Here is a 22676-nt window from a genome sequence, read left to right on the forward strand (position 1 = left end):
CAGGTAACGCTCCTTGCCTGATTAGGCAGTCACCTTTTCAACTTTTACCGCACATTTTTTGAAGTCAGTTTCTTTGGACAGCGGATCGGTTGCATCCAACGTCAGGTTATTCACCAACTGAGCGGCATCGAAGAACGGCATATAAACCAGTCCTTGCGGTACACGGTTACGTCCACGGGTTTCAACAATAGAAACCAGTTCGCCACGGCGAGAAATAACCTTCACTTTATCGCCACGACGCAGGCCGCGTTGTTTAGCATCCAAAGGATGAATAAACAGCACCGCTTCCGGGAACGCACGGTGCAGTTCAGGCACACGGCGCGTCATCGAACCGGTATGCCAATGCTCCAGCACGCGACCGGTAGAGAGCCACAGGTCGAATTCTTTATCAGGAACTTCAGCCGCTGGCTCAAATGGCAGTGCAAAAATAACCGCTTTGCCGTCTGGTTTGCCGTAGAAACGCACGCTTTCGCCTGCTTTAACAAACGGGTCAAACCCTTCGCGATAGCGCCACAGGGTTTCTTTGCCGTTCACCACTGGCCAGCGGATACCGCGCGCTTTGTGGTATTCATCGAACGGAGCCAGATCGTGACCATGGCCGCGGCCAAATGAGGCGTACTCTTCAAACAGCCCTTTCTGCACGTAGAACCCAAAATCGCGTGATTCATCGTTCAATTGATCGGCTGCGATCTCTTCTAGCTTGAATTTGTTGACGTTGCCGTTGGCATAAAGCACGTCGAACAACGTTTTGCCCTTCAGCTCTGGCTTACTGTTGATGAGCTCCGCAGGCCAAACGTCTTCTACTTTGAAGCGTTTGGAGAACTCCATCATCTGCCACAGATCAGATTTGGCCTCACCCGGCGCTTTCACCTGCTGATGCCAGAACTGAGTACGGCGCTCGGCATTACCATAAGCCCCTTCTTTTTCCACCCACATTGCGGTTGGTAAAATCAGGTCGGCGGCCAAAGCGCTGACGGTTGGGTACGGATCGGAAACCACGATGAAGTTACGTGGATCACGCCAGCCCGGCATACGGTCAGCGTTGATGTTTGGCCCAGCCTGCATGTTGTTGTTACACATCACCCAGTAAGCGTTGAGCGTGCCGTCTTTCAGCGCACGGTCTTGCGCTACGGCGTGTAGACCCACTTTTTCTGGAATGGTACCCGCTGGCAGTTTCCATGTATTTTCAGCGATCTGACGGTGTTTTTCGTTGGTCACCACCATGTCTGCAGGCAAGCGGTGGGAGAACGTCCCCACTTCACGCGCAGTACCACAGGCTGACGGCTGACCGGTCAGAGAGAATGGACCACAGCCCGGTTTGGAGATTTTGCCGGTCAACAGATGGATGTTGTAACAAAGGTTGTTGGCCCAAACACCGCGCGTGTGTTGGTTGAAGCCCATCGTCCAGTAGGAGACGACTTTGATGTTTGGATCGGCATACAGCTTAGCCAACGACTCCAGGGAATCCTTTGGCACACCGGTCATTTCAGCCGTTTTCTCCAGCGTATACTCCGCCACGAATGCTTTGTAGTCTTCAAAGCTCATTGGCTCGGAGGCGTCACTGCCCGGGTTTTTCGCGGCTTTTTCCAACGGATCGGTTGGGCGTAAGCCGTAACCGATATCTGTTGCGCCCTTGCGAATATTCACGTGCTGCTTCATGAACTCCTGATCGACCGCATTATTCTGAATAATGTAGTTTGCGATGTAGTTCAGGATCACCAGGTCAGACTGCGGGGTGAAGATAATCGGGTTATCGGCCAGCTCAAAACTGCGGTGTTCAAAGGTAGAAAGAACCGCCACTTTGACATTTTGGTCGGTCAAACGACGGTTGGTAATGCGCGACCAGAGGATCGGGTGCATTTCCGCCATGTTTGAGCCCCACAGGACGAAAGCGTCGGCCTGTTCGATGTCATCGTAGCAGCCCATCGGCTCATCCATACCAAAGGTACGCATAAAACCAACGACCGCCGACGCCATACAGTGACGCGCATTCGGGTCGATGTTGTTAGAGCGGAAGCCCGCTTTGAACAGTTTGGAAGCGGCATAGCCTTCCCATACGGTCCACTGACCCGATCCAAACATACCCACCGAGGTTGGGCCTTTCTCTTTCAGCGAAGTTTTGAATTTCTCTTCCATCACGTCGAAGGCCTGATCCCAGGTCACCGGCGTGAATTCGCCCTCTTTGTTGTACTGACCATTCTTCATACGCAGCAAAGGCTGCGTTAGACGGTCTTTTCCGTACATGATTTTTGGCAGGAAATAGCCTTTGATGCAGTTTAGACCACGGTTAACCGGTGCATCTGGATCCCCTTGGGAAGCCACGATGCGACCATTTTGCGTACCAACCAACACACCACAACCGGTACCACAAAAACGGCACGGCGCTTTGTCCCACTTAATTTCATCAGCCCCACCGACAACCGCTTTCGCGACGGTCGGAATGGTCAGCCCTGCAGCTGCTGCTGCAGCGGCGACGGCGTTGGCTTTCATGAAGTCTCTACGACTGAGTTTCATGGCGTATCCTCACCTTGCTCATCCTGCTGGTGATAAACCAGCGACACCGCCAGCACACCTGCCACATTGCGCGCTGACTCAATTCTGTCTAGCAATGCGTTTGAATCTTCGCTTTGCATGACAACCACTAACTTGCCTTTTTCTTGTTCTGTCGCTGCCACTTCAGTTTCTGGCATGGCGGCCAGAGCTTCTGCGACGGCGGGTACGGCTTCAGGTTTGGCTTGAACCACCAATCCACATACGTGCCACATCTCATTGCTCATACTTCATTCCTTGCTACCGCGTCGCGCGTTTCAGGCTGCGCCGCCGGCGTTATTCGAATAGCATCAACCGGACAGCCGCGAACGCATTCGCCACAGCCGGTACATTTATCTAAATCAACCGTTGGTTTGGCAATTCCGCTCAAATGCGGTGCAAAGCGGATCGCATAAGGCTCGCAGGCATCCTGACAGCTGCGGCATTCAATGCCTTTTTGCGTTAGGCAGTTCGTCTGAATTTCTGCCTGAATAGTCCAAGGCGGTGTGCGTTCAAGTTCAAAAAGCGGTAATTCACAGGCATCAGCACAACGCTGGCAGAACGTGCACTCAGCGCGATGGAAGTCGATAGCGGGGAATCCGCCATCTCCCGCGATTAACACACCGGTTTCACACTGTTCAATACAGGAATGGCAACGCGTGCAGCCTGCAATAAAAGCAGGCTCAGGGATTGTCCAAGGTGGACGCTGTGCGCTAGCGGGTTTGCGCCAACGAGCGCTGAGTAGATTGCGCCGAGAAAGCGTAGTCATGGGTAACTCCGGTGACATTGCTCATCCATCCTGATGAAAAATACGTACCAATAAAAATGAAAGATATTGCTGGTCAGCGATATTGTTTTAGATTTTTGTTAGTAATAATTCTTATTTAGCTAATGACCAGAAATATAGGTTTTTTCTAAGCATAAAGTATGCGGATTAGAGGATGAGTTATAATCCCCCTAAATAGGTAATTGTGGGTATCGATTGCGCGAGATCAATCCTTTTGCTGAGTTTTCGCGCACTGTATAGCCCCTGCAACCACATTCCGTTATCTACTGATTTATATAACGATTGTTTGGGCATCCTGTTATCAATAAACAGAACGGTACTAATAACCCATTTATTAAGCACCTGCGCAAAAATGATGACGCTCTTACGCCCTTTTTATCGCTGTCATACTAAATAGGTATCTTAGATTGCTCGTAAAACGTTCGGTTACCAGCACCTTGGCTAAAACGCTGGCCGCTATTGTGATCCTCTCGGTTTTATCGACCGGCATCGCACTTGTTACCGTAGCAAGCAGTTTAAGCGATGCCGAGGCGGTGAATATTGCAGGCTCACTGCGTATGCAAAGCTATCGGCTAGCCTATGATTTAACCAACCATCCTGATGATGTTGCCCTGCATCTCGAAGAGTACGAGCAATCTATGCAGGCTCCGGCGTTGAAAAAGCTTGATCGCTTTTATGTTCCATCTTCTGTTCGTGAAGAGTATAGACACCTACTGGAAACTTGGCTGTTATTAGACCAGCAGCTTAAAGCAGGCAATAGCGATCAATACCTTGCCCATGTGGCTCGTCATGTCAGCCAAATCGATCATTTTGTCTTGGTACTTCAGCATTATTCCGAGCAAAAAATGCAGCAAGTGGCGGCGATCAGTTTGCTAGGCGTCTTGATGATCATCGGGCTGGTTTGGTTTGCGATCCGCACCACGCGCCGAGAAGTGGTGTCCCCGCTGAATAAGCTGCTGAATGCCAGCCAGCGCATGCAAAACGGCTATTTCTCTCCGATGCAGTTGGACGTTAACCTCCCCAACGAAATTGGTGTGTTATCAAAAACCTTCATTAGAATGTCGAGCGAGCTTGAAAAGCTGTATCGCTCTCTTGAGGACAAAGTTCAGGAGAAGACGGAGAGTCTGACACAGGCAAATAAATCACTTGGCGTATTATTTGATTGCTCTCAAGCACTGACCGTCAGCGAAATCACCCAGCCCAGTTTTGAGAAGGTGCTCAACATTGTACGTACCAGTGAAGCCTTAGATTTTCTAGAATTAGAAGTTCATGACAGCGGCAATGGCCGTTGGCTATTACACAGTGGGCAACTTGACAACTTGGCTTCCACATCAGCCATATCGCTGATGCTTGATGGGCATCGTTTAGGGGAATTACGCTGGCCTCAGCACCAACATCCCCAGCAGCAGTTAATGCAAAACGTCGCCAATATGCTTAGCCGAGGAGTCTATTTCAACCGGGCGCAAAAGCAGCAGGTTCAGCTATTGTTGATGGAAGAACGCGCGACGATTGCGCGTGAGCTGCATGATTCTTTGGCCCAAGCGCTCTCGTTCCTACGTATTCAGATAACGCTGCTCAAACGCTCCATCCCGGCCGAAAACACACAGGCTCAGGCAATCATTCGTGATTTTGCTCAAGCATTGTCTGACGCCTATCGCCAACTGCGTGAATTATTGGCCACTTTTCGCTTAACTATTCAGGAAGCTGATTTGCGTGAGGCCTTACATCAGCTATTAGCGCCATTAAAATTGCAAACTGACGCCGTTATTACGCTAAACTGTGCGCTTTCTTCGCAGTCACTCAACGCTCAGCAGCAAGTTCACGTCTTGCAAATTGTGCGCGAAGCCGTGCTCAACGCCATCAAACATGCTCAGGCAAAACACATCGAAATACGCTGTCACTACGGGCCAGAAGGCGAAAGCGTGATCAGTATTCAAGATGACGGCGTTGGGATAGCCAGCCTTGAAGAACCCAATGGACACTACGGTCTGACAATTATGGCCGAGCGAGCGACGCGACTGGGCGGTGAACTTACCATCCGCACGGTGGTTCCAGCAGGTACAGAAGTTTCGTTGATTTTTCAGCACTGAGGGTCAGCAACAACTCGTGTTTAATTAAATTTTAATGGTAATAGGCAACGGATAACCGCCCCTATTATTTATTTCGGAGCATTTTATGGAAAATGAAAGCTACGCAGTTATGATCGTGGACGATCATCCGCTTATGCGCCGCGGAGTTCGTCAGTTACTCGAACTCGATCCTGCCTTTAACGTGGTTGCAGAGGCCAGCAGCGGCAGCGAGGCGATTGCATTGGCCAGCCGCGCCCAACCCGACGTGATCTTATTAGATCTTAATATGAAAGGATTATCGGGTTTAGATACCCTGAAAGCGCTGCGCAACGAAGGCATTGATGCTCGCATCATTATTCTCACCGTTTCAGACTCACGCAGTGATGTCTATGCGTTAGTTGATGCAGGTGCAGATGGTTATTTACTGAAAGATAGCGAGCCGGAAACGCTGCTATCGCAGATCCATCAGGCCGCAAGCGGTAAAAACGTCTTTAGTGACATCATCTGCGAATATTTAGCATCACGCTCTGAGTTAACCGATCCCTTTGCCGATCTGACTGAGCGCGAACTCGATGTACTGCAGGAAGTGGCTCGTGGACTGTCTAATAAACAAATCGCTTCACAGCTGCATATTTCCGAAGAGACGGTAAAAGTGCATATTCGCAACCTGCTGCGCAAGCTCAACGTACGCTCACGCGTGGCGGCAACCGTTTTGTATTTAGAGCACAAAAACCAATAATACCGACAATGGGCGATAACCAAATGGCTGTCGCTCACCCTTCTCCACGAATTCATTGATTAAATTGCAGCCAGCAGTTGTTCAGCATGCTTTTTAATCCACGTTTCGTTAAGCGGCCCCCAGTTTTTCAACTGATAGTAACCGTCGTTGTTACGTACGCCCTCTTGGACAAAATCCAGTTCAATACCCATTCCCGGCAGCGCTTTGATCACATCCTGTAAGGTTCTACGCGGCCAGCCGGTCACCTGCATAAGATGAGGAACATTCGGCTTCTCCAGATGGCTAATCAACCAACAGAGGTATAAACGTCGCGCAAACACGGGGTTAAAGTCCATTTGTTCTCCTAATTTACCCACCAATGGCAGAAGTTAGAGCCAAAAATGATTAATGACACAGGTATTGTAGGTAATTTAGCAAGAAAGAAAAGGAAACAAGGCAGAAATCAACGGCATTGGACGTGATAAGAACCCAAAGATATTGTGATACATCGAGTTATTATTAATTAATCTTAAATATTGGTTTTTATTTAAATTATATTTAATTAAAACTTACTCTTATGAGAGTTAATCAACCGAAAGATCTATTCATTAAATATATTAATGGGATTTCATCACAAAACATGATCGTTAATGATAAAAATCACTCGCATCGTGCAAAAAATAGATAATAAATCAATTGATATGGATATTTCTGCCTAAAATATATTCAGGTGCTATTATTGCTATATTCCTAAAAATGAATTAAAAAGAACCTCCAATAGAATTGCTTATATATTTAATAACTTTGGCACTAGGCAAGCATTCACCATTAGCTGTGTAACATGGATTACCACACTATTTAAGGGAGAAAAGCATGAGTGCACACACCAATGGAATTTATATTACTAATGATTCAATGACGTCGTTTTAATTAGTTTTAAGTATATTACCTAATTGGCTTATTACGGAGAATAATATAGTGAAACGGAATCTATTTGTCGCCATTATGGCACTATCATCGGCAACTGCGTTTGCCGCAGAGATGGATGCTGGGAAAATTCATTTTACCGGTGAAATCATTGAACCAAGCTGTGTTATCGAAGGCGATGGAGGAACAAACTCTTCTACGGTACCGCTAGGAACCTACCCGACGTCGCTTTTCACCGCCCCAGGGGTAGAGACAGATCTCGTACCTCTTACTATCACTCTCAAGGACTGCCCGCTGACCAGCGCGGGGCTCGCTGCCGTTCAACTAACCTTTACGGGCAGCACCGCATTAACAGGTTCTAATACCTTGTTGGATGTCAGCAAAATCACCACCAGCGGTACAACCGCTGCAACGGGTGTTGGCATTGCAATGAGTCCTGCTGATGGTCAAAGTACAGACCGGATCAAATTTGATGGGTCTGAGGGACAGGTTTAGATACAATTAGCATCGAATACAACAGACACGATTAGCGCATCATTTAACGCACGTTATATATCATTCGCCCAATCTGTCACCGCAGGGCCTGCAGATGCTGATTTAACGGTGAATATCCTTTACCGTTAATTTCTTATTATTCTATCTGGCGTGTTATTAGCAATTTCACTATAACACGCCAACATTTCAAATATGGGTAAACCAGATTCTGCATAGGCTTTTCCAAGATTATTTTCATTTATTAAAAGGCTCTTACATGCGACTTATCGGGCTGAAAGTTTGCTCTGTAATTCTTGCTTTTACTACCTTCAGCCACGCAGCAGGGATTCAAATAGGGCGAACACGTATTATTTATGACACAAACAAGAAAGAAGTGGCGCTTTCACTGAAAAATACAGAGAAAGAACTGCCATGGCTTATTCAGTCATGGATTGATACCGGTGATGGAAAAACGCGTGGCCCCTTTATTGTTACGCCGCCGCTTTTCAGGCTTGATCCACAAAAAGAACAAAACCTACGTATTACGTGGTCAGGCCAAGCGTTGCCTACCGACAGAGAATCTTTGTTTTATATGAATGTGCGCACTATCCCGGCGATGGCAAAAAGTGACGATGAGAAAAATGTTCTACGACTGATATATAAAACACGGCTGAAATTATTCTGGCGACCCACGGGGCTAAGCGGCACTCCTATTGATGCCTGCAAGAATCTAAAATTCAGCCGGCAGGCAAATCAGTTACAGATTACAAATAATGGCGACTACTACAGCGTTTTCGATACCTTAAAACTGAATACGACATCATTAAAAACCACCGAGATGGTAGCCCCGAAAGCAACGGCGCAATTTCAGCTTCCCGGCACGGCTAATGGCTCGAAAGTGACATGGCGCTGTATTACTGACTACGGTAATGCGTCAGATGAATTTACATCAAGTTTAACTCAGGACTAATGGTGCTTAATGGCTGCTAACGGACTGCGCCTGAACGTCTCCCGCCCTATTCGGCGATTCCACCCAATGCTAAAAACCTTAAGCGGTTTGCTTATGGTGGCCATGGGTAACGTCAACGCACAAGAATTTTACTTTGCGCCCTCCTCGCTTGAGGGGGATGAATTATCACGGCAGGATATCGATTTATCGCTATTTTCAAAAGAGAATGGGCAGTTACCCGGCACCTATCAGACAAAAATAAATATTAATAAACAGAATGTTGATGAGGAATCAGTCACCTACATTAACAGCAAAAGCGGTGCACTACAGCCACAGCTGACACCGCAGCAGCTACGCAAGTGGGGAGTACGAGTAGATGCCTACCCAGAGCTGGCAAAACTCCCCGAAAGCGAACCACTGCGCGAATCTATTGGTGACTACATTCCTTTTGCCGCGGCAACGTTCGATTTTAATACCATGACATTACTCATCAGCATGCCGCAGGCGGCCATTGATGAGCATCATAATGAAAACATCGATCCTTCGCGCTGGAATGACGGCGTGCCCGTACTGTTTGCCGATTATTCATTCTCTGGCTCACAGCGTGAAAACACGGGAAGCAACAGTAATAGCAGCCAATACCTCAACCTGCGCAGCGGAGCTAACCTAGGCGGCTGGCGCTTACGAAACTATTCAACATGGCGACAATCCGATGACTCACAGTCGTGGCAGACGATTAATACGTGGATCCAGCACGATATCCATCAATTAAAAGCACAGTTTATTGCGGGTGAAAACAGCACCCGGGGCGATGTTTTTGATAGCCTGCAGTTTCGCGGAATCAACATTGCTTCTGACGATCAAATGCTGCCGTATAACCAGCGGGGATTTGCGCCAATCATTCGTGGTATAGCCAGTTCTAATGCGGAGGTTTCAATCCGCCAGAATGGCTACGTTATTTATCAGGCTAACGTGGCACCCGGCGCGTTTGAAATTAGGGATCTGTACTCAACGACCAACAGCGCAGACCTCGAGGTCACCATCAAAGAAGCGGACGGAACTGAACATCGTTTCACTCAGCCTTACTCCAGCGTGGCTGTCATGCAACGTCCGGGCAATGTTCGCTATGAAATGACGCTCGCACGCTATCGTGCGGATGATAATCAGGCATCTAATGAACCGCTGTTTGCACAGGGCAGCGCGATTTACGGCCTTAATAATTACCTCACTCTTTTCGGTGGTTCTACCCTTTCATCAGACTATCAGTCGGTTAACGGCGGTATTGGCATCGTTCTGGGCGATTTGGGCTCAATTTCAACCGATGTAACTTGGGCTCGTGCGCGGTTGGATAATAACGAACAGCACGATGGGCAGTCTTGGCGCTTAATGTACACCAAGAAAATAGAGGCAACGGACACTAACTTTTCACTGGCGAGCTATCGCTATTCCACCAGTGGTTTTTATAATTTTGCCGATGCTAATGAAAAATATGCTGACAGCAATAACGACTTAGACTGGTCATTCCGGTACAACAAACGCAGTCGAGTTCAGCTAAATATTAGTCAGACCGTACTGGACAGCAGTATATATCTTTCAGCCTATCAACAAGATTATTGGCAAACTAAGCATAAAGAACGCAGCATTTCATCGGGCATCAACCGCACGATAGGCGACGTCAACGTTAACCTTGCTTACACCTATAGCAAAACCAGCGATGGCGCGAACGATCAGATGCTGTCGCTAAGCTTCAGCATTCCGTTATCACACTGGCTGCCCAAAAGCTGGGCTAGCTATAACCTCAGCACCAGCAAACAGGGTGACACCAGCCATAGCGTTGGACTTAACGGAACCTTGCTTGACGACGATCGGCTGAGCTACTCATTACAACAGAGCCACACCAACCATGACGGCACTGACAATAGTAGTCTTTATGGCAGCTACCGATCTCAATACGCCAATCTGAATGCGGGTTATTACTACGCATCCGACAACTCTCGGCAGCTAACCTACGGCGTGAGCGGAGCCGTTGTTGCTCATCCAAGTGGTGTCACGCTGTCTCAACCTTTAGGCGATCAGTTTGCGATTGTCAGCGCACAAGGCGCATCCGGCGTTCGTTTTGTTAATCAGCGCGGCGTACAAACCGACTACTTTGGCAATGCCATCATCCCTTCTCTAACGCCTTATCAGGAAAATATTATCTATATCGATACCACCAGCCTGCCAGATGATGTAGATACGGATGAAACAACGATGACGGTTGTTCCTAGTCGCAGCGCCGCAGTTAGTACACAGTTTACAGCGCATGTGGGTTATCGCGCGCTGATCTCATTAACTCGACCGGATGGCCGCATTATTCCATTTGGGGCGATAGCCAGCGTCGACGGATTATCTTTGAGCGGTATCGTTGACGATCGTGGCGTACTGTATCTCTCAGGCGTTAGTGAAAACATTCCATTGACCGTGTCATGGGGAAGTTCTGCACAACAGCGCTGCCATGCCAGTATCGTCCTGTCCCCCTCTTCTGACTCAGCACCTAACGGAATTCGTCAGACCAGCGCACTCTGCAAGCCGGAGGCAAATCATGCAGAATAAAACCCCAACTCGCAGCGTGCACCGTGCGGGAATCAAAATCTTGCTTGTACTATTTATACTTTTCCCCATGTTTGCACAGGCAGCAACAACCGTGCTGCAAGGATGTTTCTCCACGCTTGCTGATTACAGCATTAATATCAACAGCGAAATACCGTCTGGGCAAAACAAGAATGGGAGCACGATTAATATTAATGACCATATTATCGGTGATGGGCCATCGGTAACCGCCAACTGTGCTTGTCCAAAGAATCTTTACTCTAACACTATCATTTACGAAACTACGGCGGTTGGTAGCACACTTCCTTCAGGGCGAACTGGCTATGGTTATTTAACCGATCATCTCGACGTCGACATCACTGGCTATACCGACTCAATAAACTCACCAGACGGAGGCGGTTTACAGCCAATCAGCATCAACACTTACCCAACTCCATTCTCGAGTATGGCTAAAGTTAACGAACCATCGCTAAAACCCACTGAAGGTACTGCCGACATTTGCAGTGACGCAACCCGACCTACTGATGGGAGTACAACGAAAAGAGGCTTTAAATGGAATGTCATCGCCCTCAGCGTTTACGTTAAAACAGCCATTTTAGGCGAAGAGATCATCCCACCAACGATTGTTGCCCAAAATTATTCCTGTCTCTCTATGGGTAACTATTGCTCTCTCAGCGATACCAAACAGGTCTCTAATATTCGGATATCAGGCAAAATCTCCGCACCGCTCACCTGTACGATTAATGCAGGCAGCACGATTGAAGTGCAACTAGGCAATATTGTGACCTCGCAATTCGTTGCCCAAGGCCAGCCACCGGCTAGCTACACGCTTAAAAACGTTGATATCTCCTACCACTGCGACGATCCTGCCGCAGCGAACGCAGGAAAGATCAAATTTAGCCTTAGCGCCGATCAAGGCGTTACTCCAGACAGCAATAACCTAATTGCCAGAATGCTTAATCGCAATGATGTTGGCGTGCGCATGTATGATCAAAATGATAACAATGTGGTATTAGATGGTTCGCTTGATTTGCCCGTCACGCTGGATACACAGGGAAATGGCAAAATCAGCATGAAAGCAGCACCGGTCAGTACTACCTCAAATCGCCCACAACCTGGAAAATTTGAAGGTAACGTTACAGTCAAAATGGAATTGCGCTAAAATTCGCCGTCCTGTTTCGACAGGGCGACGCTATATTTTTGTATGAATTTTACGCAAGCATACAGTTAAAGAGAATAACTGCAGTAAATTCATACGACACGAAAAAATATTTACCATTTCTCCTTTTTTTCTCCACGTTTTGAACCCGCCAACAGGATAAAGTGCGTTAGCATGGATCGGTTTACGTCTAGACTTCCACTTTCAAGCATAAGAGTAAGCGTTATGAGGGTATTCACCCGTGGCTAATTTCTTTATCGATCGCCCAATTTTTGCCTGGGTTATCGCCATTATCATCAGCCTAACCGGGTTGTTAGCAATTAACTCGTTGCCCGTTGAGCAGTACCCCAATCTAGCGCCGCCAACGGTACGCATTAGCGCATCTTATCCTGGTGCATCAGCGCAAACACTTGAGAATACCGTCACCCAGATCATTGAACAAAATATGACGGGATTGGACGGTTTGCTCTATATGTCCTCCCAAAGCAGCAGCACCGGCAGTGCAACAATCACGCTGACATTTCAGGCAGGAATAAACCCCAACGAAGCCATGCAGCAGGTTCAAAACCAGCTGCAAGGCGCCACGCGTAAGCTGCCGCAAGACGTACAACAACAAGGGATTACGGTTTCAAAATCGGGTGATAACAGCCTGATGACCGTGGCGTTTGTGTCAACTGACCACAGCATGACGCGACAGGATATCGCCGATTACGTAGCCAGTAATCTTCAAGATCCAATTAGCCGTATCGACGGAGTTGGCAGCGTCGATGCCTTCGGCTCTCAGTACGCGATGCGTATCTGGCTCGACCCGAACAAACTCAATAGCTATAACCTCACGAGCCAAAACGTGGTTAATGCGATTGAAACCCAGAACAATCAAATCGCCGTTGGGCAAGTAGGCGGAACACCGTCGGTGAATGGTCAAGCACTGAACGCCACCATGAATGCTCAAGCCCAGCTGCAAACGCCGGAACAGTTTCGAGACATCACGCTCAGAGTCAATGCAGATGGTTCTTACGTCACGTTAGGTGACGTTGCTACCGTAGAGCTCGGAGCTGAAAACTATGACTATCTTAGCCGTTACAACGGAATGCCAGCCTCGGGGATGAGCATCAAGCTCGCTTCTGGCGCTAACGAATTAGCCACCGACAAGCTAGTCAAAGCCAAACTCGGCGAACTTGAACAGTATTTCCCCCACGGCTTGAAGGTTGAATATGCTTACGAAACCACACCGTTTGTACAGGCATCGATCGAGGACGTAGTTAAAACGCTATTTGAAGCAATTTTCCTCGTCTTTTTGGTGATGTATCTGTTCTTGCAAAATTTCCGCGCCACGCTTATCCCAACCATCGCCGTGCCTGTCGTTCTGCTAGGCACGTATGCGGTGCTTTACGCCTTTGGCTACAGCATCAATACGCTCACGATGTTTGCCATGGTGCTAGCCATCGGATTATTGGTGGATGATGCGATCGTCGTCGTCGAAAACGTCGAGCGTGTCATGGCCGAAGAGGGGTTATCGCCTAGGGAAGCGACGCGAAAATCCATGGCGCAGATCCAGAGTGCTCTAGTCGGTATTGCACTGGTGCTATCCGCGGTGTTTGTACCAATGGCCTTTTTCGGTGGCACCACCGGTGCCATTTACCGCCAGTTCTCCATCACCATTGTTTCCGCGATGGTTTTCTCTGTTTTAGTTGCGCTTATTCTTACTCCTGCGCTGTGCTCCACCCTGCTTAAACCGATTAAACAGGGGCAAGTTCATACAAAGCGAGGTTTCTTTGGCTGGTTTAACCGCGTATTTGATCGCAGTACTCGCCAATATGAAAATGGTGTTGCCCGCGTCATTCGTAACAGCGGTAAAACCATGCTGCTGTATCTACTGATTATTGTCGGTCTAGCACTCGCATTCACCCGCTTGCCAACGTCATTCTTACCGCTCGAAGACCGAGGGGTCTTCATGACCCAGATCCAGTTGCCTGTGGGTTCAACACAGCAACAAACGCTTAAAGTGGTCGAGAAAGTTGAAAACTATCTGTTGCAGGATGAGAAGAAAAACGTTGTTTCCGTCTTCTCAATTATTGGCTCTGGGCCTGGGGGTAATGGTCAGAATGTGGCGCGTATGTTTGTCCGTTTAAAGCATTGGGACGAGCGCACCGGGCCTGATGACACGTCGTTTGCCATTATTGATCGCGCAACAACGGCATTTGGTAAAATTAAAGAAGCGAGAGTGTTTGCCAGCAGCCCGCCAGCGATCTCCGGTTTAGGCAACTCTGCCGGTTTTGATATGGAACTGGAAGACCATGCGGGCCTCGGCCATGCTGAACTGATGAAAGCGCGTGATACGCTGCTGGCTGCCGCAGCGAAAGAACCTCTCTTGACGCGAGTTCGCCACAACGGGTTGGATGATAGCCCACAGTTGCAGGTAAACATTGACCAGCGCAAGGCACAGGCGCTTGGCGTTAATATTGATGATATCAACAGCACCTTGAAAACGGCGTGGGGCTCGACCTACGTCAACGACTTCCTCGACCGAGGCCGCGTTAAAAAAGTATATGTTCAGGGTGCGGCCCCTTATCGTATGTTGCCGGACGATATTTATCGTTGGTACGTGAACAATAGCAGTGGTGCGATGGTGCCGTTCTCCGCCTTCGCCAACAGCACATGGACGTCGGGTTCACCACGACTTGAACGCTATAACGGTAACGCAGCATTGGAAATCGTTGGGGAAGCGGCAACGGGCGTGAGTACCGGTACGGCGATGGATATTATGGAGCGCCTTGTCAGCCAGTTGCCCAATGGTATTGGTTTGGAATGGACGGGGATGTCTTATCAGGAACGCCTCTCCGGTGCGCAAGCACCAGCGCTTTACGCCATCTCATTGCTGGTGGTATTCCTGTGCCTGGCCGCATTATACGAAAGCTGGTCGATCCCCTTCTCCGTCATGCTCGTCGTACCTTTAGGAGTTTTAGGAGCGGTATGCGCGACGTGGATCCGTGGTCTGGAGAACGATGTGTATTTCCAAGTCGGTTTGCTCACCATCATTGGTCTTTCCGCTAAAAATGCGATCTTAATTGTTGAATTCGCCAATGAACTACATCGTTCCGGTAAAGACTTATTAGAAGCCACGCTGGAAGCCTGCCGGCTACGACTACGCCCAATTTTGATGACCTCATTGGCATTTATCTTTGGCGTATTACCGATGGCAATCAGCCACGGCGCAGGCTCGGGCAGCCAACATGCTGTCGGCACTGGCGTATTAGGAGGAATGTTCACCGCTACCTTCCTTGCTATCTTCTTCGTACCGGTGTTCTTCATTTTAGTTCGTCGCCGTTTTCCAGGGAAAACCGCATCAGCGATTGAGCCTGAAGAGATCGTCCCGCCGAATGAAAAGTAACCGATGAGAAAAGGCAGCCGGTTGGCTGCCTTTTTTATGGGATATGACCCTTGGTGTTTGGCTTATCACAAAGTTATTACTGAAATGGGCTTAAAACGATCACTTCATTGCCGACTGCCTCAAACTCACTACCCATAACTAGCTTACTGCCCGACCAGTTTCAGAATTACTGGTGCTTGTTTTGCAACATGGCGTCGATAAACGCTTTCCAGTTGCTCAGTTCTGTATCAATCATATTTACGTCTTTTGTGGCCTACATAGTTAGTACCCGCACATGATAACCTTTTAGAGACCAACGGTGAATAATTGACCTATTCGATATTTCTATCAATATGATGGCTAGGCACCGCAATTAAGGTAAGCACACAGATCAAATTGACATAGTCGGAGCACTCTTAGGGCTAACACTCTGGATCGAGAGCTCTTTTTCCCGCATTATGTGTTAAATAATTTAACAACATGAGCAAATCACGATCTGCACAGTAATAAAATAATTTGCCAGATCGTGAGCTAAAACACAGGGACTCTGCCATATGACAGCACACTCAGAAAATACGTCTCTTTATCTTTACGGCATTAAAAACTGCGACACGATCAAAAAAGCGAAAAAGTGGCTGGAAGAACAGCAGGTCGCCTATCAATTTCATGATTACCGAGCCGATGGGCTAGATGCGAAACTTCTACGCACCTTTATCGAACAATTGGGTTGGGAAGCACTGCTTAATACTCGCGGCACAACCTGGCGTAAGCTCAATGAATCAGTGCGCCAAAGCATCAATAACGCTGATTCCGCTGCTGAATTAATGCTGGCACAGCCAGCAATCATCAAGCGCCCATTGCTCGTCCACAACCACCGCATGTTGTTGGGATTTAATCCAGATCAATACACACAATTTTTAGCTGAGGAGAAAATACGATGACCTGCCCTGTTCTTGAGCTCACTCAGCAGCTAATAAAGTGCCGTTCCGTTAGCCCCGAAGATGCGGGCTGCCAAGATCTGTTAATTGACCGTCTCAAAGCGGTTGGCTTTAGCATTGAAGACATGACCTTTGGTGATACCCGAAATTTTTGGGCCTGCCGTGGCGGTAAAGGCCCTACGCTGGCATTCGCGGGTCATACCGACGTTGTTCCAAGCGGCGACGAGTCAAAATGGACTAACCCGCCCTATGAACCCACCTTACGCGACGGCATGATCTATGGTCGAGGAGCCGCTGACATGAAAGGTTCATTGGCAGCGATGGTGGTTGCGGCTGAGCGTTTTGTCGAAGCAAACCCACAGCATCAAGGTCGACTCGCCTTTTTGATCACTTCAGATGAAGAAGCCAGCGCGGTAAACGGCACGGTTAAAGTGGTTGAGCAGCTGATAGCGAGAAAAGAAAAAGTAGAATATTGCTTGGTGGGAGAGCCTTCTAGCACCGAAAGAGTTGGGGACGTCGTCAAAAATGGCCGTCGAGGGTCAATGACCGCAAATCTCTACATACATGGCATTCAAGGTCATGTCGCCTACCCACACCTTGCTGATAACCCTATTCATAAAGCGACTCCCATGCTTCACGAGCTTGTGAATGAAATCTGGGATCAAGGCAATGAATTTTTCCCGCCAACCAGCATGCAGATTGCCAATATGGCGGCAGGAACGGGGAGCAATAACGTGATCCCCGGCGAGCTTTATGTACAGTTTAATTTCCGTTTCAGCACCGAATCCACCGTAGAATCCATAAAGGCCCGCGTAAAAGACCTGCTAGATCGCCATCAGTTAAATTATAAATTAGAATGGAATGTATCAGGGTTACCCTTCTTGACCCCGCGTGGTCATCTGGTTGATGCCGTTATTAATGCCATTGAGCATTACGGAGAAATAACGCCTCAATTGCTGACAACCGGGGGCACTTCTGATGGACGCTTTATTGCTCAAATGGGCACTCAGGTGGTTGAACTAGGGCCAGTCAATGCCACTATTCATAAAATTGATGAATGTGTCCATGCGGCTGACCTGCAATTGCTCAGCCGTATGTACCAAAGAATCATGGAGCAACTCATCGTATGATGACGATGGCAATGCTGACCGGACAAAGCACAGAGCATCTTGCCGTGCTCTGTGGGCATCATCGTTTGCAGCCTGAAGCCGTTGAGGCTTTTCAAGCATTGCAGCGCGCTGCAAAAAATGCGGGATTTAATTTACAACCCGCAAGTACGTTTAGAGATTTCGCTCGTCAACAGACCATTTGGAATGCCAAATTCGAAGGTGAGCGCGCCGTTCTTGACGAAAATAGTCAGCCGTTAGATATCAGAACGCTGACCGAAGGGGAACTGTGCTGTGCCATTTTACGCTGGTCTGCGCTGCCCGGAGCTAGCCGGCATCACTGGGGAACCGATCTTGACATCTACGATCCCGACCTTCTACCTGAGGGTAAAAAGCTTCAGTTAGAGCCATGGGAATATCTTGAAGGCGGTTATTTCTCTGCGTTGAGCCAATGGTTAACAGATAATATGGAGCAATTTGGTTTCTATCGTCCATTTAGTGATGGAGAACAAGGTGTTGCAGTAGAACCGTGGCATCTTAGCTACCGGCCACTTTCAACGTTAGCGGAACATCAGCTTACTGAGGATGTGCTTAAAAATGCCTGGCAAGGGCAGCATATTGCCGGTTCAGATTGGCTAATCCCTCATCTGTCCGACGTTTTTTCTCGTTTTATTACCGTAAAAGACAGGGGGCAACCATGCAATGGTTAGCCGATTACTGGTGGATAATCCTGCTAGTGCTGATTGGGATGGTCTGGAATGGTATGAAAGCCTTGCTCAAAGTCGATCACAAAAGTTTTTTGAGCAATAAGCCTGAGTTACCTCCGCATCGTGACAATAACGCAGAATGGGACAAGGACGACGACTGGCCCAAAAAACAATAAGCCGTCGTTCTTCTCTCCATATAACAAAGGGCAACTTACGTTGCCCTTTGTTTATTAAACAAATAATTATTTAAACGCAATCAGATCGCCACGTTTCCCACTTATAGCTTCATCCCAGTAGCGTTGAGGGATATATGCACGTAAACGCTCAAGCGCCAAATCCATCATATTCTGATCAATTGCATGGCCAATCGGCTCGATGTCCAAAGTAAAATCAGAACCCTGCTCACGCATTTTTTCTGCCGCGTGTTGCGCATTTTCAATGGCAATCACCCGATCTTCGCTACCATGAATCATATGCACTACGGTATCGCCCAAACTTTTCTCTGGCAATGCTGCAAAGCGACCGCTAAACGACACGACTCTTCCTGCTAAATTTGATACGGCTTTCACGGCTTCTAAAGCCATAATAGCCCCTTGCGAAAAACCGACTAGCGCCGTTGCAGCTGGATTCACATCAGCAACGCGCTGCCAATATCGCACGATATCAATAAACTGTGGCATCGCTTGATTAACGCGCTCGATACGATTCTCTTCCGTCACACCGTTCACGGAAAACCACTGTAGCCCCTGACCACCTGGGATCAAATGCGGAGAACCTACGCTGACAACCAGTGAATGTGGAAACGCTTGGGCAAAATACTCGCCAATGCTTCCCATTGAGACAGGGTTATCACCAACGCCATGAAACAGCAAAATCAGCTGCTCTGCCGGTGTTGCAGGGCTTTGGACAACATGATGTTCGTGTTTCATTAGATACTCCTCGCTGGATAAAAAGATGTCATTCATCGACATCATCTGTTGAAGAGTACTATACGCCGAAGAATTCACAGGAAAATCGGGTTTCCCTGATGATGTTGTTCTATTTTTTTGCACAATCCTCTGATTCTACGAGCAGAAAATAATGCAAAAAAATGGCCTCTTTAGAGAGGCCATTTCATTCATTGGAGTTCCCTCTGTAGCCGAAGCTACAGAGGGAGTTCATACCAGATAACTGCCCGAAATCCTTTCAGCACAAAAGTTATCACTTGGACGCTAGCAATAACCTCTGCATACAGCTATCTCCTAGTATGAATGGATTACCAGCTGTATTTCACGCCAGCGTTAACAGCCCATGGTTGGTCAACATCGCTGCCGCCCAAGTAGCTGTAACCAGCGTAAGTGCTGAAGTTCTTAGTGAAGTTAAACTGTCCGCCTGCACCGACGCGCACTGCAGAACCACCTTGACCGTTATCAATCTTGTCGCCGTTGATTTTGCCGTGATTGCTGCCAGCATCGTCATAAACGTAAGCCAGATTGAAGTACGGAGTCAGAGACTGCTCGTTTGCATAGTTGAAGCGGTAGTTAGCATTGATACCCGCCTCATAACGCATGCTGTCGTAGCTTTGATCGTTAACAGCCATACCGTTGCTGGTACGATAGCTATCGCCATCCATGAACAGGCCTGAAACGCTCGCATACGGGCTCAGTTTACCTTGGGTATCAAGTGCAATGTCATAACCCAGTTTCAGACCGAAGCCCCAACCGTCGCTGCTGGTTGAACCTGAAGTATGGTCGCCGTTGCTCATATCAGCATCCAAATCGTTGCTGTAATGTGCGTAGCTCAATGATGAATCCAAGAAGATATTGTTATCAAATTTAGCTGAAGAGTAGATACGAGCAGATTGGCTATCCTGATCGACGCTACCGCTATGGTCGTTAATATCGCCTTTGGCAAAGCCTGCAGACATACCAATCAGCCAATTTGCGTAGTTGCCGTCGATCACTTTATCAACACCAATCATAACGCCGTTGATATCCTGATCGTAGTTAACCGCGCCGCCGTTAGCGTCTACATGGCCACCAAAGTAGCTTACCCATGCACCACCGGCATCACCCACGCTATCACGAGTCTGGGTCTGGCGACGTTCCAGAGTATCCTGTTCCATATGCCAGATATTGGCATTCGCAGAAGGAATGCTCAGCGCCATGTTAGCCGCATCGGTCAATTCACGCTGGTTCAGAACAACAGTATCGCCACGTTGCTGCGCTTCATAGGTGTACGCACCCAAATCAGCTTTGTTGCCCGCAGTGAAGGTTGCGTGTGTGTCAGCATTATTGTCGTATACGCGGATAACTTCTTTATCTTTGTAATCAGCAATAGAGCCTTGGCCGGTTGCGTTATCAATACGCACGTTGTAGTTGCCGCTCACGTCGCCGTTAACCGCTAAGTGACCGTCAGAGTTAATAGCCACGACACCATGGTCATAACCCGTCGCATTTACGTCATTAGTAACATAACGCGCATTACCCATATCTGAATTCAAGACGTATTCACGGCTACCTACATTCAGGACACCGCCATCGCTTAATATCAGGCTGTGAGTGTCGGTCTGTCCTAAGCCTAAGTTCAGTTCGCCGCCGTTGGTGACAGTGATCGTATTAGCATACAGAGACGCAGTTTCTTCAGTCAGTTTAACCTGGCTGCCGCTGTTGATGTTCAGTGCGTTAGTTGCAACACCAGAGGTATAACCATTGTAGTCGGTATAACCAGCGCCATTGCTATCACCAATCTGCATCGATGATGCATTATTTAAGGTGATACTATCAGCAACTAAGCTTGAGTTTTCAACGTTAACCTGCGAACCATTGTTGAGAGTTAGCGTGTCAATGTTGGAAGCTTTGCGAGTGTCCCACTCAGATCCGTGATCCAGAGTAACGTCAAACAGCCCACTCTGGTAAACAGAGTTACCCACTACATAGCCAGATTCATCAACAGCAGTTGTAGGGTCGTCATAGCTGTACGTCGATCCCGGCCAAATGCTGTTCGCCGCATAATCATACAGATCAGCAGTTGCATCAGTACCACGAGCATATGAATCGTAAACACCATTACCATCGCTATCAACCATACTCAGTGATGCAGCAGCGCCTACCCATTTACTGCCATTATCTAATTTCAGGCTCAATGAGTCTTGGTCATCCCAGCCGTTGGTATCGCGAACACCATCGCCATTAGAATCATAACCATGAGCATAGAAATTCTGATCGAAGTTGCTGGAGAAAATAACATCACCAGTCAATGTTGAATGATCAAACGTTGCCGTAGTCTGCATTGAATTATCGGAATTAGGGTTGGCGATCACAGCCAATGCAACATCATCAGCATTCAGATAAGCGCTGCTTGAATAGTCACTTGGTCTGGCTGATTGACCATAAAAACCATCTTTATCCAGCTCAGAATACGCACCTGAAGTGACAACAGAATCTTTAACCGTCAGAGTATCGGTAAAGATTGCTGGATTATTGGTAACATCATCAGCCCAATGATATCCCTGCGTTAGGGTAATACCTGCGATGTGGGAATTATTCTGGATAACAACATTTGCTTCCTGATCCAGAGTAATTGCATTACCCAATCCGTAGGTATTATAAAGATCGTGATCGCGAACATCATTGTTAGTCACGTCATAATCATAATGCTCATAGGTATCATCGATCGTTGAATTATCAACGGTCAGCTGCAGTGTACCCAACTGATGGTCAATATCATTAGCACATTCATCAGTTACACAAGATGATGTGACCATACCGTGAATAGTACTGTTAGTGATATTTAAAGTGTCATTGTCGCTGATTGAATCGTAAGCAAGATAATAGGTTGAGATAACGCCATTAACGACAGATTTATTGATTACTGGATAGATATCACCACCGTAATATCCGTCTGTTGTATTATTCCAGCCAACATAACCATCAAAATCTACATATTCATCAACAGAACTGCCTGGTGTTGCAAGAACATGATTGCCGTAACCAAGATCATGGCCGTATGTTTCGTATGTAGTACCTGAAATATCATTTGTAGCAGCCACTGCAGCTTGCGCCGCGATAGCCATCGAGCAAGCCAATGCTAGACGCGATATAGCCGTCTTTTTCTTCCAAGAAGACATCTGTTATTCCCTCATTATAGGTAACGTTAATCCATAACCCATCAGAGATGAATATAGTTATGAATTGTTGATACTTTTAAAATATATACAGCCATTTGAAAGTGCGTTCGCTAAAGTTCAGCGGAATTAAATAATAATTAAGAGGTAAATTTAATTCAACTAAAAAAACAGTTTAAATAGATAACAATTTAAATTAACTAAAAATAAAAATATTTTAGAATACCAGTTAATAATATCAATTATTTT

At 47.5% G+C, this 22676-nt stretch carries 17 protein-coding genes; 11 read left to right on the forward strand and 6 right to left on the reverse strand.

What is annotated here, in order from left to right; translation table 11 throughout:
- Positions 1 to 21 precede the first annotated feature (21 nt).
- From napA to napF, 3 genes are read right to left on the reverse strand one after another with little or no spacing between them, the layout of a single operon-like run.
- Entirely contained in the window at positions 22 to 2514 is a 2493-nt protein-coding gene (gene napA / locus AB3Y96_RS15920) for a nitrate reductase catalytic subunit NapA (RefSeq protein WP_072310550.1), read from the reverse strand.
- Entirely contained in the window at positions 2511 to 2777 is a 267-nt protein-coding gene (gene napD, locus AB3Y96_RS15925) for a chaperone NapD (RefSeq protein WP_025797488.1), read from the reverse strand. Before napD ends, napA begins: the two co-directional genes overlap by 4 nt.
- Complete coding sequence (napF, locus tag AB3Y96_RS15930; RefSeq protein WP_072310549.1) at positions 2774 to 3298, reverse strand: ferredoxin-type protein NapF; 525 nt, start codon at positions 3296 to 3298, stop codon at positions 2774 to 2776. Before napF ends, napD begins: the two co-directional genes overlap by 4 nt.
- A 425-nt stretch (positions 3299 to 3723) precedes the next feature.
- Between napF and narQ the strand changes: the two genes are divergently transcribed.
- Both narQ and narP read left to right on the forward strand, forming a co-directional pair.
- Positions 3724 to 5406, forward strand: coding sequence for a nitrate/nitrite two-component system sensor histidine kinase NarQ (narQ, locus tag AB3Y96_RS15935; RefSeq protein WP_367299665.1), 1683 nt, complete (start codon positions 3724 to 3726; stop codon positions 5404 to 5406).
- 85 nt (positions 5407 to 5491) lie between these two features.
- A complete protein-coding gene (gene narP / locus AB3Y96_RS15940; RefSeq protein WP_072310547.1) occupies positions 5492 to 6124 on the forward strand; it encodes a nitrate/nitrite response regulator protein NarP in 633 nt (210 codons plus the stop codon).
- Positions 6125 to 6183: 59 nt separating this feature from the next.
- Here the strand turns inward: narP and AB3Y96_RS15945 are convergent, their stop codons facing one another.
- Positions 6184 to 6459, reverse strand: a complete 276-nt coding sequence (locus AB3Y96_RS15945) for a helix-turn-helix domain-containing protein (RefSeq protein ID WP_072310546.1) — start codon at positions 6457 to 6459, stop codon at positions 6184 to 6186.
- A gap of 622 nt (positions 6460 to 7081) precedes the next feature.
- Between AB3Y96_RS15945 and AB3Y96_RS15950 the strand changes: the two genes are divergently transcribed.
- The 9 genes from AB3Y96_RS15950 to AB3Y96_RS15990 all read left to right on the forward strand — a co-directional run bounded on the left by AB3Y96_RS15950 (position 7082) and on the right by AB3Y96_RS15990 (position 18498).
- Positions 7082 to 7525, forward strand: a complete 444-nt coding sequence (locus AB3Y96_RS15950) for a fimbrial protein (RefSeq protein ID WP_367299666.1) — start codon at positions 7082 to 7084, stop codon at positions 7523 to 7525.
- A gap of 256 nt (positions 7526 to 7781) precedes the next feature.
- The gene (locus AB3Y96_RS15955) at positions 7782 to 8474 is read left to right on the forward strand and encodes a molecular chaperone (RefSeq protein ID WP_367299667.1); all 693 of its coding nucleotides are present in this window, start codon (positions 7782 to 7784) and stop codon (positions 8472 to 8474) included.
- 9 nt (positions 8475 to 8483) lie between these two features.
- On the forward strand, positions 8484 to 11045 hold the full coding sequence (locus tag AB3Y96_RS15960; RefSeq protein ID WP_367299668.1) for a fimbria/pilus outer membrane usher protein: 2562 nt from the start codon (positions 8484 to 8486) through the stop codon (positions 11043 to 11045).
- On the forward strand, positions 11035 to 12204 hold the full coding sequence (locus AB3Y96_RS15965) for a fimbrial protein (protein WP_367299669.1): 1170 nt from the start codon (positions 11035 to 11037) through the stop codon (positions 12202 to 12204). The genes AB3Y96_RS15960 and AB3Y96_RS15965 overlap by 11 nt, the downstream gene beginning before the upstream one ends.
- Positions 12205 to 12442: 238 nt before the next feature.
- The gene (gene acrD, locus AB3Y96_RS15970; RefSeq protein ID WP_072310542.1) at positions 12443 to 15592 is read left to right on the forward strand and encodes a multidrug efflux RND transporter permease AcrD; all 3150 of its coding nucleotides are present in this window, start codon (positions 12443 to 12445) and stop codon (positions 15590 to 15592) included.
- A gap of 533 nt (positions 15593 to 16125) precedes the next feature.
- The gene (locus tag AB3Y96_RS15975) at positions 16126 to 16512 is read left to right on the forward strand and encodes an ArsC family reductase (RefSeq protein WP_072310541.1); all 387 of its coding nucleotides are present in this window, start codon (positions 16126 to 16128) and stop codon (positions 16510 to 16512) included.
- Positions 16509 to 17639, forward strand: coding sequence for a succinyl-diaminopimelate desuccinylase (dapE, locus tag AB3Y96_RS15980; protein WP_367299670.1), 1131 nt, complete (start codon positions 16509 to 16511; stop codon positions 17637 to 17639). Before AB3Y96_RS15975 ends, dapE begins: the two co-directional genes overlap by 4 nt.
- Positions 17636 to 18325: a M15 family metallopeptidase gene (locus AB3Y96_RS15985; protein ID WP_072310539.1), complete on the forward strand. Its 690-nt coding sequence runs from the start codon at positions 17636 to 17638 to the stop codon at positions 18323 to 18325. The genes dapE and AB3Y96_RS15985 overlap by 4 nt, the downstream gene beginning before the upstream one ends.
- Positions 18313 to 18498 (forward strand): YpfN family protein, encoded by a 186-nt coding sequence (locus tag AB3Y96_RS15990; RefSeq protein ID WP_025797467.1) that lies wholly within the window; start codon positions 18313 to 18315, stop codon positions 18496 to 18498. Before AB3Y96_RS15985 ends, AB3Y96_RS15990 begins: the two co-directional genes overlap by 13 nt.
- A gap of 66 nt (positions 18499 to 18564) precedes the next feature.
- Here the strand turns inward: AB3Y96_RS15990 and ypfH are convergent, their stop codons facing one another.
- Positions 18565 to 19251 (reverse strand): esterase, encoded by a 687-nt coding sequence (ypfH, locus tag AB3Y96_RS15995; protein ID WP_367299671.1) that lies wholly within the window; start codon positions 19249 to 19251, stop codon positions 18565 to 18567.
- A gap of 326 nt (positions 19252 to 19577) precedes the next feature.
- Positions 19578 to 22430, reverse strand: coding sequence for an autotransporter outer membrane beta-barrel domain-containing protein (locus AB3Y96_RS16000; protein WP_367299672.1), 2853 nt, complete (start codon positions 22428 to 22430; stop codon positions 19578 to 19580).
- Between the last annotated feature and the right edge of the window lie 246 nt (positions 22431 to 22676).

Origin of the sequence: Hafnia alvei (assembly GCF_964063325.1) — a bacterium.
GTDB classification, from domain to species: domain Bacteria; phylum Pseudomonadota; class Gammaproteobacteria; order Enterobacterales; family Enterobacteriaceae; genus Hafnia; species Hafnia alvei_B.

Excerpts from the sequence above, each read along its gene's own strand:
- AB3Y96_RS15945 (WP_072310546.1), bottom strand. The coding sequence starts at position 6,459 with ATGGACTTTAACCCCGTGTTTGCGCGACGTTTATACCTCTGTTGGTTG.
- AB3Y96_RS15955 (WP_367299667.1), top strand. The coding sequence starts at position 7,782 with ATGCGACTTATCGGGCTGAAAGTTTGCTCTGTAATTCTTGCTTTTACT.
- napA (WP_072310550.1), bottom strand. The coding sequence starts at position 2,514 with ATGAAACTCAGTCGTAGAGACTTCATGAAAGCCAACGCCGTCGCCGCT.
- AB3Y96_RS15990 (WP_025797467.1), top strand. The coding sequence starts at position 18,313 with ATGCAATGGTTAGCCGATTACTGGTGGATAATCCTGCTAGTGCTGATT.
- dapE (WP_367299670.1), top strand. The coding sequence starts at position 16,509 with ATGACCTGCCCTGTTCTTGAGCTCACTCAGCAGCTAATAAAGTGCCGT.
- ypfH (WP_367299671.1), bottom strand. The coding sequence starts at position 19,251 with ATGAAACACGAACATCATGTTGTCCAAAGCCCTGCAACACCGGCAGAG.
- napD (WP_025797488.1), bottom strand. The coding sequence starts at position 2,777 with ATGAGCAATGAGATGTGGCACGTATGTGGATTGGTGGTTCAAGCCAAA.
- AB3Y96_RS15960 (WP_367299668.1), top strand. The coding sequence starts at position 8,484 with ATGGCTGCTAACGGACTGCGCCTGAACGTCTCCCGCCCTATTCGGCGA.
- AB3Y96_RS16000 (WP_367299672.1), bottom strand. The coding sequence starts at position 22,430 with ATGTCTTCTTGGAAGAAAAAGACGGCTATATCGCGTCTAGCATTGGCT.
- narP (WP_072310547.1), top strand. The coding sequence starts at position 5,492 with ATGGAAAATGAAAGCTACGCAGTTATGATCGTGGACGATCATCCGCTT.
- napF (WP_072310549.1), bottom strand. The coding sequence starts at position 3,298 with ATGACTACGCTTTCTCGGCGCAATCTACTCAGCGCTCGTTGGCGCAAA.
- AB3Y96_RS15965 (WP_367299669.1), top strand. The coding sequence starts at position 11,035 with ATGCAGAATAAAACCCCAACTCGCAGCGTGCACCGTGCGGGAATCAAA.
- AB3Y96_RS15975 (WP_072310541.1), top strand. The coding sequence starts at position 16,126 with ATGACAGCACACTCAGAAAATACGTCTCTTTATCTTTACGGCATTAAA.
- AB3Y96_RS15985 (WP_072310539.1), top strand. The coding sequence starts at position 17,636 with ATGATGACGATGGCAATGCTGACCGGACAAAGCACAGAGCATCTTGCC.